Below are 24,447 nucleotides of genomic sequence, written 5' to 3'. Positions count from 1 at the left end.
ACGGCGTATCGCAGGGCGTTGCGCAGCGGGATGGGAGATCAAGGGCGCACAGCCCCTCTGGACGTTGGCAACCGCTATCCTTATATGTTCGCTCAGGATTAACAAACTCCGAGAACATCATGACCGCTTCCGACCGGATAGAAGGCGAACCGCTGATCAAACCTTCCAGCGTGGAACATGCGCTCTATGACAGTATTGTCGAAGCCTGTCGCACGGTGTTCGACCCCGAGATCCCGGTGAACATCTTTGACCTTGGGCTGATCTATACTATTGAGATCAATGACCAAAACGAGGTCGACGTGATCATGACCCTGACCGCACCCGGCTGCCCTGTGGCAGGCGAGATGCCCGGCTGGCTGATCGAGGCAATCGAACCCGTTGCCGGTGTGAAGCAGGTCAATGTCGAACTGACATGGGAGCCGCCCTGGGGCATGGAGATGATGTCCGACGAGGCGCGGCTGGAACTGGGCTTCATGTAAGCCCAGCGCAACCCAAAAGGGTTGCACATAAGGAAAAGCACCCCTTTTAGGGTGCACAACACCAAACGCAACCAAAAAAGGTTGCGTTTTTCGCTTCGCAACCTATTATGGTTGCACCATGAGTGAAAAACAGACCCATATCGCTGTCCTGACCGGGGACATCATCGGCTCGACCCAATTGTCGCCCGAGGACTTGGAACGTGCCTTTGAGGCGCTGTCCATCTCAGCGGAGGTTCAAGCTGATTGGCACGGCGAAAGCCTGCACTTCACACGACAGCGCGGCGATGGCTGGCAAGTCAGGTTGGCTCGCCCGGAACTGGCATTGCGTACGACACTAGCCTTTCGTGCTGCCTTGCGAAGTGAGGGCAAACAGTTCTCTACGTTTATGGCCGTGGCAGAGGGAGACGCCACACCAATCACACCGGGAGCCGATCTCAACACAGCAGCCGAAACCGTATTTGTTGAAAGCGGGCGACTACTGGATTGGTTGAAGGACCAAGAGAAGCCAATTCAGATCGCGCACGACCAAGGAGGCGCAACCGGCGCAGCGCTTATCCTCGCCGACCACATTTCTCAAGGGTGGACTCCTGCACAAGCCGCAGCAATCCGTCCCCTCCTGATACCTGACAGGAAACTCTACTACACGGATGTCGCCGACTTCCTTGGAAAGTCACGGCAGGCCGTTACCAAAGCACTTGACGGCGCAGGCTTTCACTCCATCTGGATGGCTCTGATTGCCTTCGAACACGAAGAAGCCCAAAATGATTGAAACCTTCACCGCCCTCCTCTTCGCCCATATCCTTGCCGACTTCGTGTTCCAAACCAATTGGATCAACGACAACAAGCACCGCGCGCCGGTTCTGTTTCTGCACGCACTCATTGTGCTGGCCACGGCGCAGGTTGCGCTGGGCATCTATGACGCGCCGGAACTCTTGGTGCTGGCCGTGGCTCATCTGATCATCGATGCGGTGAAGCAATGGGCTGGCGCGCGAAAGCTGTCTGGCTTTTTGTGGGATCAGGCAGCACATCTTGTGACCCTTCTGGCGCTGGCCGCCTATGCGCCCGGCCTTTGGGGCACATGGCCCGATGCCGCCCTGCCCCTGATGGCCCTGGCAGGCGGTTTCATCATCGCCACCCGCGTGGGCGGCTTTGCTGTTGGGCTTTTGATGCGCCCGCATTCCCAGCGCATCCGCAACAATGGCCTGAAGGGCGGGGGCTGGACCATTGGCGTGCTGGAACGTGGCCTCGTTTTCGTGCTGATCCTCGCCGGCCTGCCCTTGGGCGTGGGCTTTCTGATCGCCGCCAAATCCATCCTGCGCTTTGGCACCGCCAGCCGTGACCAGCGCACGGCAGAATATGTGATCATCGGCACGCTGGCCAGTTTCGGCTGGGCCATATTGGCGGGTTTCGCCACACAAGCCCTGCTTTCCGCGCTGCCCCCGCTTGAGATCGCCGCCCTGCTCGCCTAGATATGGGTGAAGCGAAAAGGATCACCCACATGTTCGGCATTCCCGGCAAATCCCCCATCTCGATGACCCAAGCGGCCGAGGCACAAATCGCCAAGCTGATGGCCCGTGATGGCCATAAGGGGCTGCGCATCGGCGTCAAGAAAGGCGGCTGTGCAGGCATGGAATACACGATGGATTACGTGGACGAGGTCGAAGCCCATGACGAAGTGGTCGAACAGGGCGACGCCCGCGTGATGATCGCCCCCATGGCACAGATGTTCCTCTTTGGGACCGAGATCGACTATCAGGTCTCGCTCTTGGAAAGCGGGTTCAAGTTCAACAACCCCAATGTGACCGAGGCTTGCGGCTGCGGGGAATCGATCAAGTTTGACGACGCGCTTGAGGCACCCGCCGATCTGACCGCCCCGCCAAAGCTTTCCTGAGCCGCCTTCGCCTTCAACCCAGACCACCCTCCGCAATCGATTGATGGCGCAACCGGGCTTGACGCCCCCTGCCCCGCGTTTCACAACACTGCGAGACAATGAGGGAGATCGACATGCGGCGCAAACTGGCAGCTGGCAACTGGAAAATGAACGGCTTGCAAGCGAGCCTGGCCGAGCTTTCGACCCTTGCGGCGGAACATGCAGAGGCTTCGAGCGAGGTCCTGATCTGCCCCCCCGCCACATTGATCGGCGCGGCCGTAGCAGCCTCTGACGGCGCGATTGGCATTGGCGGGCAGGATTGCCACGCCGAGGTTTCAGGCGCACATACTGGCGATATCTCGGCCCAGATGCTGAAAGACGCAGGCGCGACCCATGTGATCCTTGGCCATTCCGAGCGGCGCGAAGATCACGGCGAAAGCGACACGGATGTGCGCACGAAAGCCCGCGCAGCCATCGACGCGGGCCTGAAAGTGGTGATCTGCATGGGCGAAAGCCTGGACGAACGCGAGGCCAACAACACGCTCGACATCATCGGCGGACAACTGGCGGGTTCGATCCCGGATCAGGTGACCGGCGAGAACCTGATCGTCGCCTATGAACCCATTTGGGCCATTGGCACCGGCAAGGTCCCGACGCTGGACCAGATCGGCGAGGTACATGATTTCGTACGCGCGCGTCTGGAAAAACGCTTTGGCGAAGGTGTTGGCCGGTCCGTGCGCATCCTTTATGGCGGCTCGGTCAAACCCGGCAATGCAGCCGAGATCTTCGCCGTGTCCAATGTCGACGGGGCCTTGGTTGGCGGGGCCAGCCTGAAGGCCAAGGATTTCGGGCCGATCATCACCGCCCTGGACAATTCATGATCCCAAAACCCCGGCCCCAGCGCCGGGGTTTTCTTTGAAGGCGCTCCCATATGAGCGGGCACGCTATCGAATGTGGGCATGCTTTGGGCTTGACGTGGCACACCTTTTTGTTAACAAGTTAACTTAATTGCCCCAATTGCAGCACAAGAGGCCCGCGATGACCTATGACGACTTGGCAGAATGGCAAAAACGCGCCGCAGATTGGGCGCGTGACTATCACGCTGGCCTGCGTGACCGCCCGGTGCGCCCGGACATCGCCCCCGGTGACTTCCTGTCAAAAATCGAGGCGCCCGTGCCAGAGGTGCCCGAACCCATCGCGACCATCTTTGACGATTTCACCCGGCTTGTGCCGGACGCCATGACCCATTGGCAGCACCCGCGTTTCTTTGCCTATTTCCCGGCCAATGCGGCCCCGGCCTCGATGCTGGCCGAACAGCTGGCCAATGCCATGTCAGCGCAGGCCATGCTGTGGCAAACCGCGCCTGCGGCCAATGAAATGGAGGATCTGGTGATCCGCTGGCTGCGTGACGGCATGGGGTTGCCCGCCGATTTCACCGGCACCATTCATGACAGCGCGACCACCGCGACCTTTTCCGCCGTGACCACCATGCGCGAGCTGGCGCTAGGACATACAGGCATCACCAAAGGACTGTCCGGCGCGCCTGAGCTGCGCATCTATGCCAGCGCGCAAACCCATTCCAGCGTCGACAAGGCCGTGCGCCTGTCAGGCATCGGGCAGGACAATCTGGTGAAAGTGCCAACCATTCCCGGCCACCCCACATGGTCGATGGACCCAAAGGCGCTGGACCGCCTGATCCACGAAGATATCAAGGCGGGGCGCAAGCCCGCGGGCGTGGTGCTTTGCGTCGGCGGCACCTCGATCGGGGCCTGTGACGACATCGGGGCCTGTATCGACATCGCCCATGGCCATGGCCTGACGGTGCATGTGGATGCCGCCTGGGCCGGGTCCGCAATGATCTGCGAAGAGTTCCGCCATCTCTGGGCCGGGATCGAGCGCGCCGACAGCATCATCTTCAACCCACATAAATGGCTGGGCGCGCAGTTTGACTGTGCCGTGCAATTCCTGCGCGACCCTGCCCCGCAAATCGGAGCGATGGGTTTGAGGCCGGAATACCTGAAGACGCAAGGCGCGGATGAGATCGTGAACTACAACGAATGGACCCTGCCGCTGGGTCGTCGGTTCCGGGCGCTGAAAATCTGGTTCCTACTACGCGCCGAGGGGCTGGAGGGGCTTCGCGCTCGTATCCGCAACCACGTGGCTTGGGCCAATGACGCCTGTCGGGCCATCGAGGCCCTTCCCGGCGTCACGATCACCACACCCCCCATCCTGTCCCTGTTCACCTTCCGGTTTCAGGATGACGCCGCCACCGCCGCGTTGCTTGATCGTGTGAACCGCGACGGGCGCATCTATCTGACCCAGACCCAGCATGATGGTCACTATGTGATCCGTGTCTCTGTAGGACAGTTCAATTGCACGCGAGAGGATGTGATGATGATCCCCGAAGTTCTGAGCGCGCTGACGCAAGAGCTGTAGCGGCATGAAATCTTTACCTTTCTTTGCCACGCTGGATTTTGCGCGGCGGTGGGTCACGTTTACCTGACAGAATCTTGACCCGGCTTCGGCATGCTGACGCCCCGATTGGGTGATATCTGTAAGGCAAGCAGAGGGTGAAATAATGGAGTTCGACAAGGAATTTACCTACGAAGAATATGTCGCGGACGGTGTGGTTCACGGCCTGGGTGTGATCGCGGCTTTGGCAGGAGCCCTGTCGCTGATCCTTTGGGCCGGCAGCGAAGCGCCGATGGGGCATTTACCGCCGATCCTGGCCTATGGCGCGGGGCTGATTGCCAGTTTTTCCCTGTCCGCTGCTTACAATATGACACTTCACAAATCTGCCCGCCGGGTGCTTCGCCGTTTTGATCATGCGGCGATTTTTCTTTTGATCGCAGGCACCTACACACCGATTGCCCTGATCGGGATCGGGGGCACAAACGGTTGGGCCTGGGCCGCACTCGTGTGGAGCGTCGCGGCTTTCGGCATGGTACTGAAGCTTTTCTTCTTTCGCCGGTTCGAACGGTTAAGCTTCATGCTGACGCTGATGCTGGGCTGGATCGGTGTCTTGATGGTCGGCCCGATGCTGGCCGCCTTCAGTTTCCCGGTTCTGGTCCTATTGGTCGGCGGTGGGGTGTTGTTCACGCTTGGTGTGCTGTTTCACGTCAGCGAACATTGGCGTTTCAACCGGGCCATCTGGCATGTTCATGTCTTGCTGGGCGCAATGGCCCACTATGCGGCCGTGGTGATTGTTGCCGGATCGTGATGTGAAAATCCGACCTTGATGACGCAAACAAGACAGACCTGCCGCATTTCGCCCTTCTAGGCTTTGTGCAGGGAGGACGCATTTGGACCGGATGGACTGGATCATTGCCATTGTCATACGCACCATTGGTGCGGAACGCGGCCGCGCGGCCCGAGGTCGTCCGTTGAACGCCTGATCGCTTTTCATTGATCTGACGCTCAACACATGGACCACAAATATGACAGCACAACCCAGCCGCCGCTCTGGCGGTCGCACAGCCCGTAAAGCGCTCCGTGCCGCCCCGCTTGCCGCAGAAGCCCGCCCTATCCGCGCAGGGCTTGAGGGTGGACAATTTAAACCCCTTACCGCGGAAGGCATGGCACGCATTCACCACGCCGCCCTTGACGCACTGGAACAAATCGGACTGGCCGATGCGCCCCCCTCGGGCATCGACATCATGACCCGCGCGGGCGCCATTTTGGGCGATGATGGTCGCCTTCGCTTTCCCCGCGCGCTGGTGGAAGACATGCTGGCCAAGGCCAAGAAAGACGTCGTGCTATGTGGCCGCGACCCACGACATGACCTCGACCTGTCCGGCACGCGGGTGCACTACGGCACGGCAGGTGCCGCTGTGCATATGGTCGATGTGGACGGGCGGGAGTATCGCGATTCAACCGTGCAGGACCTGCATGACGCCGCCCGCATCGCCGACCAGCTGGACAATATCCACTTTTTGCAGCGCCCCATGGTCTGTCGCGATATCCCCGACAATCGCGAGATGGACTTGAACTCGATCTATGCCTGCACCACCGGCACCACCAAACATGTGGGCGTCTCTTTCACCGAGCCCGGTTTCGTGGATGACGGGATCGAAATGTTGCACATGATCGCAGGCGGTGAAGAGGCGTGGCGCGCGCGGCCGTTTGTGTCCAACACCAATTGTTTCGTGGTGCCGCCTATGAAGTTCGCCACCGAAAGCTGCGAGGTGATGGAGAAAGTGATCGCGGCCGGTATGCCTGTGCTGCTTTTGTCAGCCGGCATGGCCACCGCCACGGCGCCCCCCACACTGGCCGGTGCCATCATGCAGGCGGTGGCGGAATGTCTGGCGGGCGTGGTTTATGTGAACGCCATCTCGCCCGGGCACCCGGCGATTTTTGGCACATGGCCCTTCGTGGTCGACCTGCGATCAGGCGCAATGTCGGGTGGGTCGGGCGAACAGGCGCTCTTGTCAGCCGGTTGCGCGCAGATGCACCAGTTCTATGGGCTGCCCGGCGGGGCGGCGGCCGGGTTTTCGGACGCCAAACTGCCCGATATGCAAGCCGGGTGGGAACAGATGTGTTCAAACGTTCTGGCTGGGCTGTCGGGGTTGAACATGGTCTATGAGGCCGCCGGGATGCATGCGTCATTGCTGGGCTTCTGCCATGAAAGCCTGATCCTTGGCGATGACATCATCGGGCAGGCTCTGCGCTGCGTGCGCGGGATCGAGGTGACCGAGGACGCCGTAGATCTGGACCTGATGCGGTCGGTTTGTCTGGGTGGACCGGGGCATTATCTGGGGGAAGATCAGACGTTAAAGCTGATGCAGACCGAATATGCCTATCCGACGCTTGGGGATCGGTGCTCACCCAAGGAATGGGCCGAAGTGGGCAAACCCGACCTGGTTCAAGCCGCAACGGCGCGCAAAGAGGCCATTCTTGCCAACACGAGCGCAGCCAGACTGGATCCGGTCGTGGACCAGGCAATCCGGGCACGGTTCAACATCCACCTGCCAAAATGACGCCTGCGCGAGGCCCAAAAGCGTTTCGAGATTAAGCCCGATCACAGCTTGATTTCGAAACGTCCACGACATTGGTAGGTTCCGCGCGTTTCGACTTATTGTCGTGCCTCAACGCTAAGTCGAAACGCTTTAGGCCTCGCGCGCCCCGCCCGCAGCATGCGCTTTGAATTTACAATTCAAAGGAAACCACATCTACAAATCAGAGCTGCTCCCGCGCCCTTACGGCTTTCAGCCGACAGGCTTGGGGGTGGCCCCTTTGGGGCATAGGGGCGCTGCCCCCGCATGAGTTTCCTGCGGAAATTCATGCTCCCCCGAGGTATTTCGGACAAGAAAATGCCGGCTCAACCGCCCGCTGCCTCGGCCTTTTCTTCAAGCTCCAGCCATTCTTCTTCGCACGCGGCCAGTTTTTGTTGCCGTTCCGCCAACCCTTCTGACGCTTTCTTGAACTTCACCGGTTCTTTGGAAAAAAGATCAGGGTCCATCAGAAACTCTTCCAGCTTAGCAATCTCGGCCATCAGGCGGTCAATCTCGGCAGGCAGCGCTTCGAGGCGGTGCTTTTCGGTGAAGCTCAGACCCGTTTGGCTGGATTGGGTCGGCTCTTTCGGTTTCGATGCAGCTTTAGGTTTCGATGATTTCTTCGCGGGTTTCTTGTCAGGCGATGGGGCCATTTCCCGACGCTGGGTCTGGTAGTCCGACCAGCCGCCTGCGTAGATCGTGGCCTGCCCTTTGCCCTCCATCGCGATGGTACGTTCTGAGACGCGATCCAGAAAATCGCGGTCGTGGCTGACCACGAGCACGGTGCCATCAAAGCCCGAGATCAGCTCCTGCAGAAGGTCCAGCGTTTCCACATCCAGATCGTTGGTGGGTTCGTCAAGCACCAGAAGGTTCGATTGCCGCGCCATGATACGCGCCAGAATAAGCCGCGCTTTTTCGCCACCCGACAACGAGCGCACGGGCGCGCGGGCCTGTTCGTCCGAGAAGAGGAATTCCTTCAGATACCCCACCACATGTTTCGGGTTGCCGCGCACCATGACCTGATCGGATTTGCCAGAAATGCGCATCTCGGGATCCGATGTCAGGTTCTCCCACAGGCTGGCATTTTCATCGAGCGTCGAGCGGTTCTGGTCAAACACCGCCATTTCGATCCCGGTGCCAAAACTGACGCTGCCTGTATCCGGCTCTTCCTGTCCCGTGAGCATTTTCAAAAGGGTCGTTTTGCCTGCACCATTGGGGCCGACAAAGGCGATGGTTTCACCGCGCATGATGCGCAGATCAAACTCTCGCAAGATCACCTTGTCGCCGTAAGCCTTTGAAATACCGCGCGCTTCAATCACCTTGCGGCCTGATTTCGGTCCGGCCTCCAGCGCCATTTCAGCAGCGCCCTGCCGTTTGATTTGAGAGGCGCGTTCAGCCTTCAAATCCCCCAGCGCGCGCAGACGGCCCTGGTTGCGTTTGCGCCGGGCCGAGATGCCTTCGACCGCCCAGCGGGCCTCGGATTTGATCAGGCGGTTCAGTTTGTGGCGGCTGACATCCTCTTCCTCCCAGACCTTGTCGCGCCAAGCCTCGAAATGCTCAAACCCCTTTTCCTGACGGCGGACCTGACCACGATCCACCCAAAGCGTGGCCCGCGTCAGCGCCCGCAGGAAGGCCCGGTCGTGACTGATCAGAACAAACCCGGCGCGGGTCTGTTTCAATTCGTTCTCCAACCATTCGATGGCTTCAATATCAAGGTGGTTGGTGGGCTCGTCCAACAACATCAGCTCGGGCGCTTCGGCCAGAAGTTTCGCCAAAGCCGCGCGGCGACGTTCCCCGCCCGAAGCGGTGGCCACCGGCGTATCCAGCCGCATTTTCAGCCCTTCGGCGACCCGTTCCACAAGATAGTCCTGCCCCGGTTCCAGCCCGGATACGGCAAATTCGCCCAGTGTTTCAAAGGCCGACAGGTCCGGGTGCTGTTCCATATAGCCCACGGACACGCCGGGCGACAGAACCCGCCCGCCACGGTCCGGTTCGACCATTCCGGCCATGATTTTCATCAAGGTGGATTTGCCCGACCCGTTGCGCCCCACCAGCGCCACTCGGTCACTGGGCTGCACCACAAGGTCCAGCCCGTCAAACACGGGGTCGCCGCCAAAGGTCAGCGCGATATCGGTCATTTGCAAAAGGGGTATACGTGCCATGGGCTTGGGTTACGGCGTCCGCGCCATAGGGTCAAGCATGCCAGCGCGGGCTTACGCCATCTGCGCCGCATCCGCCCGCAAAAGCCGCGCACGCGCGGGCGGGACGGCGGCGATTTCAACGCCGGTAAACACATGCAACGTGCCAAGATCTTCATCCACCACCGCGTGATCTGACACCCACCCGCCCAGCATCAGATAGCTGCGCAGAAGCGGCGGCAAACCGGATTGCGCGCGTTTCGGATCAGGCTTTTTGCGCAGCCGCCCGGCAAAACGCACAACCTTTGGCGCCTTCACCCGAGGCAACCAGCGTTTGGGGGCCAAATGCCGTTCACCAAGCAACGCAAATGTATCGCGGTAGAGCGTCGCATCCGTACCCGCAAAAGACGAACACCCAAAAAGCATACCCGCCCCCTCTGCGTCCACATCCCGCGTCACCACCCCCCAAGCCAGACGCAGAATATCGGCCGGCGCTTTTGCATCGGGGTGGATGCAGAACCGCCCGATCTCGATCATCGGGTCAGAGAATTCTTCCAAGGCAGACAGTTCGTAATACTGCGCGGCATAGCTTTGGCGGATCGCACGCCCGCTTGTCAGCGGCAACAGGCGAAAACAGGCCACAAGCCGCCCGGTCGCCTCCTCCTCGATCAGGACATGGCGGCACAGGGCATCAAAGTCATCGTGATCCAACCCGTCGCCCGGCCCGCGAAAGCACCGAAAGCGCAAGGCCTGCGCCGCGCGCAAATCCTGCGCGCCGGCGCCGTAACGCGCTTTGTAACGGGGTGAACACTTTCCCGGCATCTCGGCTCTCCGCCCTTGGTACAGCGCATCCTAAGACCTAAATATGTCCCCGAGCGCATCTTGGTACAAGATGCGTCTTGGATATGACGCCAAGATGAAACCGTATCGAATGACGGAGGGGTAATGTCAAAAACCAACAAAACCACCAAGACCGATGACGAATGGCGCAAAGAGCTGGGCGATGAACTGACATTTCAGGTGACGCGCAAAGCCGCCACCGAACGGGCATTTTCACATCCCGGCTTTCCCGAAGGCGACGGGCGTTTTCTGTGCACCTGCTGCGGGGCAGAGCTGTTTCAGAAAACCGAGAAATACGACAGCGGCTGTGGCTGGCCATCTTTCACCGCCCCCAGCACGGATGCGCCAGTGGGTGAGAAAGAGGATCTGAGCCACGGGATGCGCCGCACCGAGGTCATCTGCACCAATTGTGACGCCCATCTGGGACACGTGTTTCCAGACGGCCCCGGCCCCACCGGGCAGAGATATTGCATCAACGGCGTCTGCCTGAGGTTTGAACCAAAGGCCAGCTGACGCCTGCGCAATTCCAACGGAAAACGGCGCGTCCCAAGGGCGCGCCGTTTTTTGTTCAAGATTCTTTTAACCGGGTCAGCCGCCCAGCTGGTCGGCCAGGTTGATCCGGCCAAACGAGCCAAAGAGCTGACGCAGGAAGCTGACGCCTTTGACATTGCTGTCGGTCACGCGGCGCTCCAAGACGACGACCTGCCCGTCCTCAAGCCCAAACCGTTCGATGTTTTCCACCGTGCCGGATTTGGTAAAGGTGATCGCCAGAACCTCGCGGTCGATCTCTTTCGGTGCGTTATAAAGATAATGCTCAAAGCGCGACCGCACATAGTAATAGCCGCTTTCCGCGAGCAACCCGGCCGTGCCCGGCTTGCCAATGGCCGCATCCACGCTTTCGCGGGTGTCCTTGCCAACCTGGATCAATGCGACATCCTCGGGCAGCGGCATATAGCCATGATTGCGATAGGTCGCCGTGCAGGCGGTCACGCTGGCCACAAGCAGCAATGCTGCGACACTGCGTGCGACTTTGTGAAGCCTGTCGTGAAGATAAGACATGCTGCCCCCTTGCCTTCCTGTCTCTCTCTTTTGTATCGGCTTAACTCAGGATGGGTTGTGGTTCAAGAAACGATAGTGTTTCGGTGCAAAGACACCGCCCGTCGCAAATCAAGGAGACGCAAAGATGAGCGCCCGCCCCACGCCACAAACCCCACCCCCCAACCGCGTCCTGCGGGTGGCCGACCTGCCAACGCGCACCGTGACCCGGTTTCGCCATGTGGCAGACGAGGCGGAATGTCAGGCCATCGCCGATGAGCTTGGCCTGAACGCGCTGCGCAAACTGCGCTTTGAAGGGGAGCTTCGCGCCAAGGGCAAAAGCGATTGGCTGCTTGAAGGGCTTTTGGGCGCCACCGTGGTGCAGGACTGCGTTGTCACGCTGGACCCAGTGACCACGCGCATCGATGAAAACGTGCGGCGGCGCTGGGTGCGCGACCTGCCCGAACTGGAAGAGGGTGACGAGGTCGAGATGCCCGAGGATGAAAGCCTCGAGGCGCTCACCGCGGAAATCGACCTGACCGCCGTGATGGTCGAAGCACTGGCGCTGGCGCTGCCGCTTTACCCGCGCACCGAGGGCGCAGCCCTGACCCAGCAAAACTTCGCCGAGCCGGGCGTCGCGCCGATGTCGGATGAAGATGCCAAGCCATTTGCCGGGCTTGCCGGGCTGAAAGACAAGCTGTCAGGCGGGACAAGCGACGAAAACGAAGACGACAGTTAAGGCGCATCCCCCGCTGATTCCCCCATTTGGGCGCAAAAACGCGCCAATCCGGGGCGCAGGGCACAATCTTCTCTTGCAACGCAAAAGAATCCCAGTATTTTCCCGGCTTCTTTCACAAGATGGGTTGGACAGCGCCCCGCAAACCGCGTATGAGGCGCCGAGACTCACTTACGAGACCGAATAACCGGCCCCCGAGGGCCAAAGAGATCACCGGGCCATGCGCCCCACAATACGAAGGTTGAGACCATGGCCGTCCAACAGAACAAAGTATCCAAGTCGCGCCGCAACAACCGCCGTGCGCATGACGCCCTGGTTGCTGCAAACCCGAACGAATGTTCGAACTGCGGCGAGCTGAAGCGCCCCCACCACGTGTGCCCGTCCTGCGGCCATTATGACGACCGTGAAGTCGTTTCCATGGCAGACGAAGTCGACCTCGACGACGAAGACGCGGCGTAAGGCACTTGCCCGGCGCGGGCTGGCATGTCAGAAAATCCCCGAGCATGGGATGAAGAATGACAATGGACGCCCCCAAACGCACGATTGTATCGGTTGACGCCATGGGCGGCGACCACGGACCGGCAGCGGTTGTTGCCGGTCTTGCGCTGTCTGCGGACAAGAACCCGGCCATCGGGTTCATCCTGCACGGCAATAAACCCGAACTTGAAAAGCTGGTCGCCCGCAAACCGGGCCTGTCGGACGTGTGCGAAATTCGCCATGCGGACGAGGTTGTCACGATGGAGGACAAACCCTCTTACGTGATGCGCAACGGGCAGAACACATCCATGTGGTCCACCATCGACGCGGTGCGCAACCACGAAGCTGACGTGGCCGTCAGCTGCGGCAACACCGGCGCCTTGATGCTTCTGTCCATGGTGCGGCTCAGGAAGCTGCCCGGCGTGAACCGCCCGGCAATCGCTTGCCTGTGGCCCTCGCGCAATCCCGGCGGGTTCAACGTGATGCTGGATGTGGGTGCAGATGTGCGTGCCGATGACACGGACCTTTTGCAATACGCGATGATGGGTGCCTCTTATGCGCGCAACGGTCTGGGCCTTGCCCGGCCCCGCATCGGGCTTTTGAACGTGGGCACCGAAGAACATAAAGGCCGGGCCGAGCTGAAAAGCGCCCATGAGCTGATCGGAAACGCCGCCGAACGCGCCAATATCGACTTCGTGGGCTTTGTCGAGGGCGTCGATATCCCCTCGGACCGGGTTGATGTGATCGTGACCGATGGGTTCACCGGCAACGTGGCGCTGAAGACCGGCGAAGGCACCGCCAGCCTGATCTCGGGTTTTCTGCGCGATGCGTTCAACGCCACGCCCCTGTCCAAGATCGCAGCGCTCTTGTCGATGACATCCCTGAAACGCCTGCAAAAACGCATGGACCCGCGCCGCAACAATGGCGGCGTGTTTCTGGGCCTGAATGGGACGGTGGTGAAAAGCCACGGGTCGGCAGATGCCACGGGCATGTCGGCGGCGATCAAACTGGCCTTCACGCTGGCCGAATCGGGTTTCAACCAGAAGCTCGCCGCACGGGTTGCATCCGCCGACGCAAAGCGCCAAGATGCCGCGACGGAAAGCCCGCAAGAAGAGCAGCAAGCATGACAATACGCGCCGTGGTCAAGGGCGTTGGGCACTATCTGCCTGAACGCGTGGTCCCCAATTCCTATTTCGAAGACAAGGTCGACACATCGGACGAATGGATTCGCACCCGTTCAGGCATCGAACGTCGCCATTTCGCCGCCGAGGGTGAAACCACATCTCAAATGGGCGCCAAAGCGGCGCTTGCCGCACTGGCCAATGCCGGGCTGGCGCCTGATGACATTGACGCCATCGTGCTGGCCACCTCGACCCCGGATCTGACCTTCCCGTCCGTCGCCACCATGGTGCAAAACGAGCTGGGCATGACGCGCGGTTTTGGCTTTGACGTACAGGCGGTCTGTGCGGGCTTTGTCTTTGCCCTGACCAATGCCAATGCGCTGATCCTGTCAGGTCAGGCCAAACGCGTGCTGGTGATCGGGGCCGAGACGTTTTCGCGCATCCTGGACATGAGCGACCGCGCGACCTGTGTGCTGTTTGGCGATGGCGCCGGTGCGCTGGTGCTGGAGGCCGAAGAGGGCAGCGGCGACACCACGGATCGCGGCATCCTGTCCGCCGACCTGAATTCCGACGGCCGGATGCGCGAGATGCTCTATGTGGATGGCGGCGTGTCGACCACACAAACCTCGGGCCATTTGCGCATGCAAGGCAACCCGCTGTTCCGTCAGGCCGTGGGGAAACTCACGCAAACCGCTGAAACGGCTTTGGAAAAAGTCGGTCTGGGCGATGATGATGTGGACTGGATCGTCCCGCATCAGGCCAATATCCGCATCATTCAGGGCACTGCCAAGAAGATGGGCGTGCCCATGGACCGCGTGATTGTCACCCTGCAGGACCACGGCAACACATCGGCCGCCTCGATCCCGCTGGCACTGTCGGTGGGCATGGCCGAAGGCAAGATCAAACAAGGCGACCTTCTTGTCACCGAAGCCATCGGTGGTGGTTTGGCCTGGGGTGCGGTGGTGCTGCGCTGGTAAGCGCCCCCCTTTTTAACCCGCATGCCCGCATCGCGCGGGGAACACCTATTCATTGGCTTTCCCAAGCCATTGATATTGACTCGGAAAATCAAACCGACCATGCTTCCTGAAATGAATTCAGGGGGATGATATGAGTGAAAAGACTTTGACGCGCATGGATCTGAGCGAAGCCGTGTTTCGCGAGGTGGGATTGTCGCGCAATGAAAGCGCCCAATTGGTCGAGACTGTGCTGGGTCACGTGTCCGACGCTCTGGTCAAGGGCGACAGCGTGAAAATCTCTTCTTTCGGCACCTTCTCGGTCCGCGACAAAGCCGCCCGCGTGGGCCGCAACCCCAAAACCGGCGAAGAGGTTCCGATCCTGCCGCGGCGGGTTCTGACCTTCCGCCCCTCACATCTGATGAAAGACCGCGTGTCCAACGGCAACAAAGGCTGAAACAGGCACGCCACGGCGTCGGAGAACCCGATAACGCCCTGTAAAACAGGCAGTTTTTAAAGATGGACAAGAAGTCTCGCGATGCGTTTCGCACAATCAGCGAAGTGGCCGATTGGTTGGGCGTGCCCACCCATGTGCTGCGCTTTTGGGAAAGCCGATTTTCGCAAGTAAAGCCTGTGAAGCGGGCCGGCGGGCGCCGGTACTATCGCCCTGCCGACATGGAGCTTCTGGGCGGCATCCGAAAGCTTTTGCATGAAGACGGGCTGACCATTCGCGGGGTGCAAAAACTGCTGCGTGAGGAGGGCGTGAAACACGTGGCCTCCCTGTCCCCGTCGCTTGACAGCGACGAGATGCGCGAAGAGCCAGAGACAAATGTGGTGCCTTTGGAGCGGCCCGAGCTTGCAGACCCGGCCCCAGCACCGGAACCTGTAGCGCAGCCAATTTCAGAACCTGAGCCTGAGCCGGTTGCCGACGACGCGGTTGAACCTGCCCAAACGCCTCCCGAAAGCGCGCCGGAAGCGCCTGTTTTGGACGCTGCGACACCTGATCCGGAGCCGGCCCCCCTGCCCGATCCGGTTCCAGAAGCCGCGCCCGCGCCCGAGGTGACGGCCGAGGCTGAACCGGATGTCGCTCCTGCGGCACCCGCAGCCCCGCTCGAGACAGCACCCGACCTGCCTGAGGCAGAGCCGCCGCTGGCCGAGGTTGCCGTGCAAGGCGAGATGCCCACGGTTGAGACGCCCACAAATGACAGCGCCATAGACGCGGAGCCGCCCGCAGCCGAACTGCCTTCCCTTGGCGAAAACGGCCAGCTTTCATTTGAAGGTGATGGGGACACGGTAGACACGTCGGAAGCTCTCGAAGGGGCGCCCGCGCTGGAGGAAGTGCAAACCACCGCGCCCGAACAACCTGCCCCCGTCACCGACGCTGCGCCGACACCAGACACGACACCTGCCCCGGAACAGACGGCGGCGGCCCCGCCCATGCCGGAGAGCCCGGCACCCGATGCACCGGCAGAGGCTGCACAAGAAACCGCGATCGACATCTCACATATCGCGGCGGACCCACAGGACGGGGATGTGTCTGTTGAAGACGCCGCAATACTGACCCATCGTCTGCGGGCCGCCCGCGCCGGGCAAGTCGCGCTGTCTTTGGCAACATTGCAGGCACTTTCTGATCGCGCCCAGACCCTGTCGACCCGTATGGAAGCGGTTTCCAAGCGCATGGGATAAGCAATCCACCGCAGGTTTCGGCCTGTCGGTTGAAAGAGGTTGAAGAATGACGAATATCCCCTCTTTTCCTGCTTGCCCTGCCCGAGAAAATCACTATGTAAGGGCCTCAGTCGGGCTATGGCGCAGCCTGGTAGCGCGTCCGTCTGGGGGACGGAAGGTCGCAGGTTCGAGTCCTGCTAGCCCGACCAAATTCAAAACCGCCCGCCCGGTCATCGGGCGGGTGTTTTTGTATCTGCCGCTTGGCGGACTGACAGCGTTCAGGGGAGGATGCGCATGAAAACCGGGGTTTTGGCCGATCACCAGATCCGGCAGATGATCACCGAGGGCGGCATTGCGGCCAGCTCGCCGATCCTGAACGAACAAATCCAGCCCGCTTCACTTGATCTGCGCCTAGGGGACAAGGCTTACCGCGTGCGCGCCTCCTTCCTGCCGGGCAAAAACTCGACCGTTGCCGAGCGGCTGGAAGCGCTGACCATGCACGCGCTGAGCCTGACCGGCGGCGCGGTGCTGGAAAAGGGCTGCGTCTATGTGATTCCCCTGATGGAGCGCCTGCGCCTGCCCGAGGGTATGACCGCCGCCGCCAGTGCCAAAAGCTCGATTGGACGGCTGGACCTGATGACCCGCGTGATCACCGATCAGGGCATTGAATTTGACCGCGTGCCGGAGGGCTATGACGGCCCGCTTTACGCCGAACTATGCCCGCAGAGCTTTTCGGTGGTGGCCCAACCCGGCCAACTTCTGACCCAGATCATTTTCCGGCAGGGCAAGACCATTCTGTCGGATGACGAATTGCGCGCGGTCCATGCGCGCAGCCCCATCGTCTCGGGCGATCCCGTAATCTCGGACGGGCTGGGCTTTTCGGTTGATCTGCGCCCCGAGGGCACCGATCTGGTTGGCTATCGCGCCAAGCGCCATTCCGGCGTCGTGGACCTGTCGAAGCTGGCTCACTACGACCCCGCCGACTACTGGGAGGAAGTGCGCACCACCGAAGGCCGCATCATCCTTGACCCGGGCGCATTCTATATTCTGGTCAGCCGCGAAGCGATTGCCATCCCGCCCGATTGCGCCGCAGAAATGGCCCCCTACCTGGCCATGGTCGGCGAGTTCCGCGTGCACTACGCAGGCTTCTTTGACCCCGGCTTCGGCTATGACGCCGCTGGCGGGTCGGGGTCACGCGGCGTCTTGGAAGTCCGCTGCCACGAGGCGCCTTTCGTGCTGGAGCACGGGCAGGTTGTCGGGCGGCTGGTCTATGAAACCATGAGCGCGGTGCCAGAGGCGCTTTACGGGGTCGACATCAAGTCGAACTATCAGGGCCAAGGCCTGAAGCTGTCGAAACACTTCCGATAGCGCCACTTAGCTGGTCGCCCATCGCAAAGGCGCTGGTAGGTCAAACCCCGCATAGTCAAACCGAAAGACCCGGCGGCTGGACTGCCTCACTGCCGGTTTCGACGCGTGCAGGGTTAGCATGTTCATAATCAACACATCCCCTCGCTGCGCATCGCCCGAGTCAATTGGAAAACTGGAAGCCGCCGCTTCAGCTTTCTCGGAAGGAACCAATCCCAGCGCATGGCTGCCTATGGCCGTTTGCATCGCCCCGTTCTGGTCGTCGGCATCGTCCAAATGAACACGTACAAACAGCATCTGGCGCAGCAGTTCGACGGGTGGCTCACAATGCACCACGCCAGCCTTTTCAGTCCAGTTGGTAAAGCCTGGGACATCTTGCCGCTGATCGACACATATTACCCGGTCCTGATGCCATGGGACACCCCAGTTTGCGCCTTCAATCTTGTTAAACACAACAGCGCGAACAGGCTGTGCTTGTGTGTCGATCTTGTTGATCAGCTGCTGCAACGGAGCATCCGGGGCCAGAACCTTGCGCAGTTCCGCACCTTTCGCAGGTAAACGCTGACCAGCACGGTGGTTTTGATCAGCAATAACATCGAATGGAGCCAGCTGACTATCGGACAAAGCGCTCCGCAACCAAAGATGGCCACGCTTTTCGAATTCGAAGGATTTGCTATTTGGGAATCCCTGCATGCTGGCACCCTCTTGACCCCAAGCCTGCAATCTCTCGCCAGCCCAACATGTTAGCGTCAGAACAGACGTCGCGTGACCCGGCGCGCCTGACGCGCGCGTTTGGCAATATCCTTGCCCTGTTGGGCGCGGGCGTGATCCTCGGGCGTCATGTCCTCTTTGGACTTTCCGCGCCGCGACACCATATCAATGCCCGTATTCACGCCCGTGTTGATCAGGCGCCGGGTCACCATACGGATGACCATGTTGATGATTTGGTTGGCGTTCATGACCGCCTCCTTTCCTGCTCGCAGAGCAGTATATAGGACAATTTGGGCATTTTCACGGCAGGGTTCAACCCACGCCCGCCCGAGCGCGCTTCCGCGCGCGCGACATGCTGTGTGCCGCAGGCGCGCCGCTGTCGAGCGCTGTGGATCAGTCCTCGAACAGCTCGGACTGGCCTTCCGCGCTTTCCTCTTCCTCGTCACTATGTGGGCCGGGCATCGCACCGGGCGGCGGGCGGCTTTCCAACAGCCCGGCCGAGCGCAGCTCTTTCAGTCCCGGCAAATCACGTGCGCTTTCCAGACCGAAGTGATCCAAGAAGCCGGGCGTGACCACAAATGTCACCGGGCGGCCCGGTGTCATGCGGCGGCGGCCAAAGCGAATCCATTCCATTTCAATAAGTTGGTCGATGGTGCCTCGGCTGACGGACACACCGCGGATTTCCTCGATCTCGGCGCGGGTCACGGGCTGATGATAGGCGATGATGGCCAAGGTTTCGATCGCCGCGCGGCTCAGTTTGCGCGTCTCGACCGTTTCTTTCTGCATCAGATAGCCCAGATCAGGCGCTGTGCGAATGGCCCAGGCATCGCCCACTTTCACCACCGCCACACCGCGCCCTTCATAGCGTTTGCGCAGATGCACCAGCGCTTCGGCCGCATCACAGCCATGGGGCAAGCGCTCTTCCAGCTCGCGCGCGGTCACCGGTTCGGCCGAGGCGAAAAGCACGGCTTCGACCATACGCTCCTGTTCAGCCATCGGCGGGGCCTCGAAAAGGCTGTCCTCCTGCCCGGGCGCAGGCGCCACGCGCGGCATCTTGGGCATATCGTCCAATTCGTTTGGTGTCACATCATCCGTCATCTGATTTCCTGCGGATTTGAATGGGCGAAAAAGTCTCGCCCTGCCTAAGCTCAAGTTCGCCCCGTTTGGCCATTTCCAACGTGGCGGCAAAATTGGCCGCCATGGCCGAGCGGCGCTTGGCGGGGTCTGCCTCCCACCCTTCGGGCAGGTAGGATGTCAGCTCGGTCCAGTCGCCCGCATAGCCGATCAGCCCGCGCATCCGATCGAGCGCCTGTTCCATCGTCATCACCGCGTCGCGGTCCATCACGAAGGGGCGAAATTCGTCCTTGGTGCGGATGCGCGCATAGCCCTGCATCAGGTCCAACAGCGTGGCCGTATAGGTCACGCGGCGCACCCGGGTCACATCTTCGGTCAGGCCGCGGGCAAAGAAGTCCCGGCCCTTTTGATCCCGCGCCATCAGCTTGGCCGCCGCATCGCGCATGCCTTGCAGGCGTTCCAGCTGAAACGCCAGATGCGCGGCCAGTTCTTCGCCAGAGGGGCCTTCTTCGGTGGGGTCCGGCGGCAAAAGCAGGCGGGATTTCAGAAAAGCCAGCCACGCCGCCATAACCAGATAATCTGCCGCCAGTTCAATGCGCAGATGACGGGCTTTTTCCACAAAGCCCAGATATTGCACCGCCAGTTCCAGGACCGAGATCTTGCGCAGGTCGACTTTTTGCGTGCGCGACAGGGTCAGCAACAGGTCAAGCGGCCCCTCATAGCCCTCGACGTCCACAATCAGCGCCTCGGCCGCAAGCCGGTCGCTGACAGAGATGTCATCCGCCTGAAAACTGTCCGTATCGCTCATTGCTGCCCGGGCCGCCTGAATAAATGGATCAACCGATCATCAGGCTCTGAAATTCGGCCTCAAGCGCCTCAATGTCAATGGGAACGGGTGGTTTGCGCCACGAAAGCGCCGTTTGGGCACGGGTTTGCGCGTTTTCAGAGAGCCTACCGCAAGCATCGGCGACCTCTTCCATTTCCGCCACGGTGCCATTGCAATGCAAAACAACATCGCATCCCGCCCGAAGCGCCTGACGCGCCCGCACGGAAAGCGCCCCATCAAGCGCCTGCATCGAGATATCATCGGTCATCAAAAGCCCGCCAAACCCGATCTTTTCACGGATCAGGGCAATCATACCGGGGCTTTGCGTGGCCGGATGCTCCGGGTCGATATCCTCAAAAACGATATGAGCCGTCATGCCCAGTGGCAGACCCGCCAGAGGTTCAAACGCCATGAAATCGGTCCAGCCCAATTCCTTGAACCGGGCCTTCACCCGAGGCAGTTCCAGATGGCTGTCCAGTGTTGCGCGACCATGTCCGGGGATGTGCTTGACCACCGGCAACACGCCACCATCCAGCAGCGCCTGCGCCACGCTCATGGCCCGTTCGGCCACTTTCACCACGTCGTCGCCGTAACAGCGGTTGCGCAACACCGCATGTGTGTTCGGCGTCGCGATATCGGCCAGTGGGGCGCAATTTCCGTCGATCCCAACCGCCATCAGCTCGTCGGCAATCAAACGATAGCGCAGGTAAAGCGAGCGCACCGCCTCGCGCGGGTTCAGGTCCACCTGATCAAGCGCGGGCAGCCATTCGCGCCAATGCGGCGCGCCCATCCGGGCCACGCGTCCACCTTCCTGATCTATGAATATAGGCACATCGCGCCCAACGGCCCCGCGCAGCTCGGCCGTCAGGGCGCGCAACTGGTCGGGCGTGTCTACATTGCGAGCAAAGAGGATAAAGCCCCAGGGCTGGGCGCGTTCGAAGAAATCCCGTTCGGCACGCGAGAGGACCAACCCCTCGCAGCCAAAGATATATGCGCCCTGCTCTGACATGGGATCAGCGGGTCACAACCGGAATGCAGGCGGCCTTGGCAGCCATCAGAACCGAACAGAACCGGCGCGCATCCGCCAGATCGGCAAAGCCCATGGCGCGCAGACGATAGAAGGTCTTGCCGCCGGATTGTGCCTGCTGGATGACGCGGGATTTGCCTGTCATATAGTCCTCAAAGCGACCTGACAGCTTGTCCCATTCTGCACGTGCCACCTCTGCGCTGTCGAAAGCGCCAAGCTGTACAAGTCGTGTGCCAGCCGCGATTTTTTCAGGTGCGACGTCCTTTACGGTCGCAATCGCAGCAGCCGCGGCCGCCGCATTGGCCGAAGCGGACACCTGCGTCACTTGTGTCGTATCCAGTGACGCGGGGCGGCCTGCCGGGCGCGGCGACTGATGCACACCGGGCACGCTGGCTGGGATCACATTCGTTGCGGGCGCGGGGGTTGGCACAAGGGCGGCGACAACCTCTGGTTCTGCCGTGCCCGTGGCACCGGAAAGCGGTGCTGCATCGCGTGTCAATTGTTCGGCCAGCGCAAGCGCTTCAGCCACGGGGTCTGATGCCGGGCCAGAAGGCGCGGGAACGGGCGTCGCGCTCTGCATGGCAGCCTGCTCAATCGCAGGCGCCTCCATCGGGCCAAGCCCTGTTGTGTCAATATCGGTGCGCGCCACGGCAGCGCCCAGGCTGTCTTCGTCGCCAAGCGCGTCGGGTTGAGGCGCCAACGCCAATCGATCGGCAGTTTCAGACACCTGCCCATCAGCCTGAACCGCATTCACGGCAAGCCCCTGATGGGCAGCGCTCTGCCCGCCCGGATTGACAGGTTGCTCGCGCATCGGTCCTTCCAAAGCCCGCACAACCGGAATGCCGGTCACGTCGCGCATCGCCAGCTTGTAGCCCCAGACCCCAAGCCCAACGACCAGCGCCACGGACAATGCCGCGCCAGCGTAGTTCAGCATACCGCCCAGCGCGGCCGCGCGCGCGGGTTTCGGGGCATCACTTGCCCCGCCATGACCATTGAAGTGACCATGATAGGGGTCTTGCATGGCTGCCGACTGCCCCTGAGGGGCATGGGCCATGTGAACTGCATGCGGGTTTGCCTGTTGATACGCGGCCTGTGAACCAGGATGCCCCGCTGACGCTTGCGTCGGTTGAGGGTGCGGCGCGGGTCCGCCATGAGCGGGATGCACATAATGCGACGGCGCGGCGTGCTGCGGCGCATGACCGCCACCATATGCGGGCGTTGCGCTTGCCTGCTTTCGGGCCTGCTGTTGGGAAGTGTAGAATCCAGCCTGCGGGGCGCCCTGCCCCCAGTTTGCGTCTGCCATTTTGCCTCACATCCGGTTAGGGGACATTGGCCTTATGGCTCTTCGTGGTCCCGGTCCGGTTTTCTGATCTGCTCAACCGGACCGAGGCACACTTGTCTCAGCGCATTTCCTCAGCCGGAGTGACGCCCAAAATACCCAAACCAGACGAAATGACAACGGCCACTGCACGCGGCAGTGCAATTTTTGCCGCAGATGAGTCTTTCTTGCCATCCTGCAGGAAGCGCAGCTCTGGCTTGTCATTCCCACGGTTCCACAAGGCGTGGAATTCTGATGCCAATTCATACAGATAGAAGGCAATCCGGTGGGGTTCATGGGTGCGTGCGGCGATCTCGACCAGACGCGGCCATTCGGCCAGTTTCTTGGCCACGGCCAGCTCGGCCTCGTCTTCCAGATGGGGCGTGTCGGTCAGAGCGATATCCTGCTCGGCCGCCTTGCGCAGCACAGATTGCACACGCGCATGGGCGTATTGCACGTAAAAGACGGGGTTGTCGCGGCTTTGCTCCAGCACCTTGTCGAAATCAAAATCCAAAGGCGCATCGTTCTTGCGCGTCAGCATCACAAAGCGGGTCACATCCGCGCCCACCTGATCCACCACGTCGCGCAGCGTGACAAAGGTGCCCGCGCGTTTCGACATCTTGAAAGGTTCACCGTTTTTATAGAGTTTCACCAGCTGCGTGAGCTTGATATCCAGCGGCACTTTGCCATCCGACAAGGCCGAAACCGCGGCCTTCATCCGTTTCACATAGCCACCGTGATCGGCGCCAAACACGTCGATCAACGCGTCGAACCCGCGTTCAACCTTGTCATAGTGATAAGCAATATCGGGCGCGAAATAGGTCCAGCTGCCGTCCGACTTCTTGACCGGGCGGTCCACGTCATCCCCATGTTCGGTGGATTTGAACAGGGTCTGCTCGCGCGGCTCCCAATCCTCGGGCTTTTTGCCTTTGGGCGGCTCCAGCACGCCTTCGTAGATCAGACCTTTATCGGTCAGCGTCTCCAGCGCGCCTTCGATCCGACCAGTGCCGTAAAGCGACTTCTCGGAATAAAAGACATCCATCTTCACGCCCAGCTGCGCCAGATCTTCACGGATCAGATCCATCATCGCCTCAGTTGCGAACTCGCGGATCTCGACCAGCCAGTCGGCCTCGGGTTTGCCAACAAAGGCGTCCCCCACCTTGGCCTTCAGCGCCTCGCCAACGGGGACGAGGTAGTCGCCGGGATAGGTGCCATCTTCAAAAGCGACCTCCTGCCCATGCGCTTCAAGATAGCGCAAATACACAGAGCGGGCCAAAACATCGACCTGCGCGCCGCCGTCATTGATGTAATATTCCCGCGTCACGTTGTGACCGGCGAACTCCAGAAGGCTTGCCAAGGCGTCGCCGAACACGGCGCCGCGCGTGTGACCCACATGCAAAGGACCGGTCGGGTTTGCGGACACATATTCCACATTCACCTTCTGCCCCGCCCCCATGGTCGAGCGGCCATAGCCAGCATCGGACAACACGCCCGTTACCAGCCCGGTCCAGACATCGCCCGACAGGCGCAGGTTCAAAAAGCCCGGCCCGGCCACTTCGGCCACCTCAATGCGTTCGTCCGCCGCCAGTTTGGCGGCCAGCACGTCCGCGATGTCGCGCGGCTTCATCTTGGCAGGCTTGGCCAGAACCATCGCGGCATTGGTCGCCATATCGCCATGGGCCGGATCACGCGGCGGTTCAACGGCCACATTGTCAAAGCTCAGCCCCTCGGGCAAAGCGCCCTCGCCCACCATCTGGGTCAGGGCATCGATCACAAGCGCGCGGATATCGGCAAAGAGGTTCATGTCATGGGTCCTTCATG

26 protein-coding genes and 1 tRNA gene are annotated in these 24,447 nt (G+C 60.9%); 17 read left to right on the top strand and 10 right to left on the bottom strand.

Translation table 11 applies throughout. The annotated features are described in order from the left end of the window. Positions 1-119 precede the first annotated feature (119 nt). From ACRY08_RS09775 to ACRY08_RS09740, 8 genes are all read left to right on the top strand, one after another. A complete protein-coding gene (locus ACRY08_RS09775; protein ID WP_432449732.1) occupies positions 120-479 on the top strand; it encodes an SUF system Fe-S cluster assembly protein in 360 nt (119 codons plus the stop codon). 118 nt (positions 480-597) lie between these two features. Next, positions 598-1,248 (top strand): MarR family transcriptional regulator, encoded by a 651-nt coding sequence (locus ACRY08_RS09770; protein ID WP_432449731.1) that lies wholly within the window; start codon positions 598-600, stop codon positions 1,246-1,248. After that, entirely contained in the window at positions 1,241-1,948 is a 708-nt protein-coding gene (locus ACRY08_RS09765; protein ID WP_432449730.1) for a DUF3307 domain-containing protein, read from the top strand. Before ACRY08_RS09770 ends, ACRY08_RS09765 begins: the two co-directional genes overlap by 8 nt. Before the next feature lie 29 nt (positions 1,949-1,977). Further along, positions 1,978-2,370, top strand: a complete 393-nt coding sequence (locus ACRY08_RS09760; RefSeq protein ID WP_432450276.1) for a HesB/IscA family protein — start codon at positions 1,978-1,980, stop codon at positions 2,368-2,370. A gap of 113 nt (positions 2,371-2,483) precedes the next feature. Continuing rightward, on the top strand, positions 2,484-3,230 hold the full coding sequence (gene tpiA, locus ACRY08_RS09755) for a triose-phosphate isomerase (protein ID WP_432449729.1): 747 nt from the start codon (positions 2,484-2,486) through the stop codon (positions 3,228-3,230). A gap of 157 nt (positions 3,231-3,387) precedes the next feature. Continuing rightward, positions 3,388-4,785, top strand: a complete 1,398-nt coding sequence (locus tag ACRY08_RS09750) for a pyridoxal phosphate-dependent decarboxylase family protein (RefSeq protein ID WP_432449728.1) — start codon at positions 3,388-3,390, stop codon at positions 4,783-4,785. A 142-nt stretch (positions 4,786-4,927) separates the two neighbouring features. Beyond that, positions 4,928-5,569, top strand: a complete 642-nt coding sequence (trhA, locus tag ACRY08_RS09745; RefSeq protein WP_432449727.1) for a PAQR family membrane homeostasis protein TrhA — start codon at positions 4,928-4,930, stop codon at positions 5,567-5,569. Between the two features lie 217 nt (positions 5,570-5,786). Then, positions 5,787-7,325, top strand: a complete 1,539-nt coding sequence (locus tag ACRY08_RS09740) for a trimethylamine methyltransferase family protein (protein ID WP_432449726.1) — start codon at positions 5,787-5,789, stop codon at positions 7,323-7,325. Positions 7,326-7,666: 341 nt separating this feature from the next. Here the strand turns inward: ACRY08_RS09740 and ACRY08_RS09735 are convergent, their stop codons facing one another. Both ACRY08_RS09735 and ACRY08_RS09730 read right to left on the bottom strand, forming a co-directional pair. Beyond that, complete coding sequence (locus ACRY08_RS09735; RefSeq protein WP_432449725.1) at positions 7,667-9,502, bottom strand: ABC-F family ATP-binding cassette domain-containing protein; 1,836 nt, start codon at positions 9,500-9,502, stop codon at positions 7,667-7,669. Between the two features lie 51 nt (positions 9,503-9,553). Continuing rightward, positions 9,554-10,300, bottom strand: a complete 747-nt coding sequence (locus ACRY08_RS09730; RefSeq protein WP_432449724.1) for a GNAT family N-acetyltransferase — start codon at positions 10,298-10,300, stop codon at positions 9,554-9,556. Between the two features lie 123 nt (positions 10,301-10,423). Between ACRY08_RS09730 and msrB the strand changes: the two genes are divergently transcribed. Further along, positions 10,424-10,831 (top strand): peptide-methionine (R)-S-oxide reductase MsrB, encoded by a 408-nt coding sequence (msrB, locus tag ACRY08_RS09725; RefSeq protein WP_432449723.1) that lies wholly within the window; start codon positions 10,424-10,426, stop codon positions 10,829-10,831. 75 nt (positions 10,832-10,906) lie between these two features. Here msrB and ACRY08_RS09720 read toward each other — a convergent pair whose 3' ends face one another. Next, positions 10,907-11,377, bottom strand: a complete 471-nt coding sequence (locus ACRY08_RS09720; protein ID WP_432449722.1) for an outer membrane protein assembly factor BamE — start codon at positions 11,375-11,377, stop codon at positions 10,907-10,909. 124 nt (positions 11,378-11,501) lie between these two features. Here ACRY08_RS09720 and ACRY08_RS09715 point away from each other — a divergent pair, with 124 nt between their 5' ends. The 8 genes from ACRY08_RS09715 to ACRY08_RS09680 all read left to right on the top strand — a co-directional run bounded on the left by ACRY08_RS09715 (position 11,502) and on the right by ACRY08_RS09680 (position 17,673). Further along, the gene (locus ACRY08_RS09715; protein ID WP_432449721.1) at positions 11,502-12,092 is read left to right on the top strand and encodes a YceD family protein; all 591 of its coding nucleotides are present in this window, start codon (positions 11,502-11,504) and stop codon (positions 12,090-12,092) included. 246 nt (positions 12,093-12,338) lie between these two features. After that, positions 12,339-12,548, top strand: coding sequence for a 50S ribosomal protein L32 (gene rpmF / locus ACRY08_RS09710; protein ID WP_432449720.1), 210 nt, complete (start codon positions 12,339-12,341; stop codon positions 12,546-12,548). 56 nt (positions 12,549-12,604) lie between these two features. Further along, on the top strand, positions 12,605-13,693 hold the full coding sequence (gene plsX, locus ACRY08_RS09705; RefSeq protein ID WP_432449719.1) for a phosphate acyltransferase PlsX: 1,089 nt from the start codon (positions 12,605-12,607) through the stop codon (positions 13,691-13,693). Further along, positions 13,690-14,664 (top strand): beta-ketoacyl-ACP synthase III, encoded by a 975-nt coding sequence (locus tag ACRY08_RS09700; RefSeq protein WP_432449718.1) that lies wholly within the window; start codon positions 13,690-13,692, stop codon positions 14,662-14,664. Before plsX ends, ACRY08_RS09700 begins: the two co-directional genes overlap by 4 nt. A 130-nt stretch (positions 14,665-14,794) precedes the next feature. Beyond that, positions 14,795-15,097 (top strand): integration host factor subunit alpha, encoded by a 303-nt coding sequence (ihfA, locus tag ACRY08_RS09695; protein ID WP_432449717.1) that lies wholly within the window; start codon positions 14,795-14,797, stop codon positions 15,095-15,097. Positions 15,098-15,159: 62 nt separating this feature from the next. After that, entirely contained in the window at positions 15,160-16,326 is a 1,167-nt protein-coding gene (locus tag ACRY08_RS09690) for a MerR family transcriptional regulator (RefSeq protein ID WP_432449716.1), read from the top strand. A 111-nt stretch (positions 16,327-16,437) separates the two neighbouring features. Continuing rightward, positions 16,438-16,514, top strand: a tRNA-Pro gene (locus ACRY08_RS09685). Between the two features lie 85 nt (positions 16,515-16,599). Beyond that, the gene (locus tag ACRY08_RS09680) at positions 16,600-17,673 is read left to right on the top strand and encodes a 2'-deoxycytidine 5'-triphosphate deaminase (RefSeq protein ID WP_432449715.1); all 1,074 of its coding nucleotides are present in this window, start codon (positions 16,600-16,602) and stop codon (positions 17,671-17,673) included. A gap of 6 nt (positions 17,674-17,679) precedes the next feature. Here ACRY08_RS09680 and ACRY08_RS09675 read toward each other — a convergent pair whose 3' ends face one another. The 7 genes from ACRY08_RS09675 to argS all read right to left on the bottom strand — a co-directional run bounded on the left by ACRY08_RS09675 (position 17,680) and on the right by argS (position 24,430). Continuing rightward, positions 17,680-18,363, bottom strand: a complete 684-nt coding sequence (locus tag ACRY08_RS09675; protein ID WP_432449714.1) for a phytanoyl-CoA dioxygenase family protein — start codon at positions 18,361-18,363, stop codon at positions 17,680-17,682. Between the two features lie 56 nt (positions 18,364-18,419). Further along, positions 18,420-18,629 carry a hypothetical protein gene (locus ACRY08_RS09670; protein ID WP_432449713.1) on the bottom strand — a complete coding sequence of 70 codons (210 nt, stop codon included), beginning with the start codon at positions 18,627-18,629 and terminating at the stop codon, positions 18,420-18,422. A gap of 145 nt (positions 18,630-18,774) precedes the next feature. Further along, on the bottom strand, positions 18,775-19,434 hold the full coding sequence (scpB, locus tag ACRY08_RS09665) for an SMC-Scp complex subunit ScpB (protein WP_432450275.1): 660 nt from the start codon (positions 19,432-19,434) through the stop codon (positions 18,775-18,777). Positions 19,435-19,468: 34 nt separating this feature from the next. Further along, on the bottom strand, positions 19,469-20,263 hold the full coding sequence (locus ACRY08_RS09660; RefSeq protein ID WP_432449712.1) for a segregation and condensation protein A: 795 nt from the start codon (positions 20,261-20,263) through the stop codon (positions 19,469-19,471). Positions 20,264-20,291: 28 nt separating this feature from the next. After that, on the bottom strand, positions 20,292-21,290 hold the full coding sequence (locus ACRY08_RS09655) for a glycoside hydrolase family 3 N-terminal domain-containing protein (RefSeq protein WP_432449711.1): 999 nt from the start codon (positions 21,288-21,290) through the stop codon (positions 20,292-20,294). Between the two features lie 4 nt (positions 21,291-21,294). Further along, complete coding sequence (locus ACRY08_RS09650) at positions 21,295-22,362, bottom strand: SPOR domain-containing protein (protein WP_432449710.1); 1,068 nt, start codon at positions 22,360-22,362, stop codon at positions 21,295-21,297. Positions 22,363-22,708: 346 nt separating this feature from the next. Beyond that, positions 22,709-24,430 (bottom strand): arginine--tRNA ligase, encoded by a 1,722-nt coding sequence (argS, locus tag ACRY08_RS09645; RefSeq protein ID WP_432449709.1) that lies wholly within the window; start codon positions 24,428-24,430, stop codon positions 22,709-22,711. Positions 24,431-24,447 lie beyond the last annotated feature (17 nt).

Origin of the sequence: Aliiroseovarius marinus, assembly GCF_050881025.1 — a bacterium.
Classification (GTDB): Bacteria; Pseudomonadota; Alphaproteobacteria; order Rhodobacterales; family Rhodobacteraceae; genus Aliiroseovarius; species Aliiroseovarius marinus_A.
The sequence above is the reverse complement of the archived record's forward strand: the minus strand, read 5'-3'. Positions and strand labels throughout refer to the sequence as shown.

What these genes read in the sequence shown, in the direction of transcription:
- ACRY08_RS09775 (WP_432449732.1), top strand. Translation starts at nt 120, where the DNA reads ATGACCGCTTCCGACCGGATAGAAGGCGAACCGCTGATCAAACCTTCC.
- ACRY08_RS09770 (WP_432449731.1), top strand. Translation starts at nt 598, where the DNA reads ATGAGTGAAAAACAGACCCATATCGCTGTCCTGACCGGGGACATCATC.
- ACRY08_RS09765 (WP_432449730.1), top strand. Translation starts at nt 1,241, where the DNA reads ATGATTGAAACCTTCACCGCCCTCCTCTTCGCCCATATCCTTGCCGAC.
- ACRY08_RS09760 (WP_432450276.1), top strand. Translation starts at nt 1,978, where the DNA reads ATGTTCGGCATTCCCGGCAAATCCCCCATCTCGATGACCCAAGCGGCC.
- tpiA (WP_432449729.1), top strand. Translation starts at nt 2,484, where the DNA reads ATGCGGCGCAAACTGGCAGCTGGCAACTGGAAAATGAACGGCTTGCAA.
- ACRY08_RS09750 (WP_432449728.1), top strand. Translation starts at nt 3,388, where the DNA reads ATGACCTATGACGACTTGGCAGAATGGCAAAAACGCGCCGCAGATTGG.
- trhA (WP_432449727.1), top strand. Translation starts at nt 4,928, where the DNA reads ATGGAGTTCGACAAGGAATTTACCTACGAAGAATATGTCGCGGACGGT.
- ACRY08_RS09740 (WP_432449726.1), top strand. Translation starts at nt 5,787, where the DNA reads ATGACAGCACAACCCAGCCGCCGCTCTGGCGGTCGCACAGCCCGTAAA.
- ACRY08_RS09735 (WP_432449725.1), bottom strand. Translation starts at nt 9,502, where the DNA reads ATGGCACGTATACCCCTTTTGCAAATGACCGATATCGCGCTGACCTTT.
- ACRY08_RS09730 (WP_432449724.1), bottom strand. Translation starts at nt 10,300, where the DNA reads ATGCCGGGAAAGTGTTCACCCCGTTACAAAGCGCGTTACGGCGCCGGC.
- msrB (WP_432449723.1), top strand. Translation starts at nt 10,424, where the DNA reads ATGTCAAAAACCAACAAAACCACCAAGACCGATGACGAATGGCGCAAA.
- ACRY08_RS09720 (WP_432449722.1), bottom strand. Translation starts at nt 11,377, where the DNA reads ATGTCTTATCTTCACGACAGGCTTCACAAAGTCGCACGCAGTGTCGCA.
- ACRY08_RS09715 (WP_432449721.1), top strand. Translation starts at nt 11,502, where the DNA reads ATGAGCGCCCGCCCCACGCCACAAACCCCACCCCCCAACCGCGTCCTG.
- rpmF (WP_432449720.1), top strand. Translation starts at nt 12,339, where the DNA reads ATGGCCGTCCAACAGAACAAAGTATCCAAGTCGCGCCGCAACAACCGC.
- plsX (WP_432449719.1), top strand. Translation starts at nt 12,605, where the DNA reads ATGACAATGGACGCCCCCAAACGCACGATTGTATCGGTTGACGCCATG.
- ACRY08_RS09700 (WP_432449718.1), top strand. Translation starts at nt 13,690, where the DNA reads ATGACAATACGCGCCGTGGTCAAGGGCGTTGGGCACTATCTGCCTGAA.
- ihfA (WP_432449717.1), top strand. Translation starts at nt 14,795, where the DNA reads ATGAGTGAAAAGACTTTGACGCGCATGGATCTGAGCGAAGCCGTGTTT.
- ACRY08_RS09690 (WP_432449716.1), top strand. Translation starts at nt 15,160, where the DNA reads ATGGACAAGAAGTCTCGCGATGCGTTTCGCACAATCAGCGAAGTGGCC.
- ACRY08_RS09680 (WP_432449715.1), top strand. Translation starts at nt 16,600, where the DNA reads ATGAAAACCGGGGTTTTGGCCGATCACCAGATCCGGCAGATGATCACC.
- ACRY08_RS09675 (WP_432449714.1), bottom strand. Translation starts at nt 18,363, where the DNA reads ATGCAGGGATTCCCAAATAGCAAATCCTTCGAATTCGAAAAGCGTGGC.
- ACRY08_RS09670 (WP_432449713.1), bottom strand. Translation starts at nt 18,629, where the DNA reads ATGAACGCCAACCAAATCATCAACATGGTCATCCGTATGGTGACCCGG.
- scpB (WP_432450275.1), bottom strand. Translation starts at nt 19,434, where the DNA reads ATGCCGCGCGTGGCGCCTGCGCCCGGGCAGGAGGACAGCCTTTTCGAG.
- ACRY08_RS09660 (WP_432449712.1), bottom strand. Translation starts at nt 20,263, where the DNA reads ATGAGCGATACGGACAGTTTTCAGGCGGATGACATCTCTGTCAGCGAC.
- ACRY08_RS09655 (WP_432449711.1), bottom strand. Translation starts at nt 21,290, where the DNA reads ATGTCAGAGCAGGGCGCATATATCTTTGGCTGCGAGGGGTTGGTCCTC.
- ACRY08_RS09650 (WP_432449710.1), bottom strand. Translation starts at nt 22,362, where the DNA reads ATGGCCCATGCCCCTCAGGGGCAGTCGGCAGCCATGCAAGACCCCTAT.
- argS (WP_432449709.1), bottom strand. Translation starts at nt 24,430, where the DNA reads ATGAACCTCTTTGCCGATATCCGCGCGCTTGTGATCGATGCCCTGACC.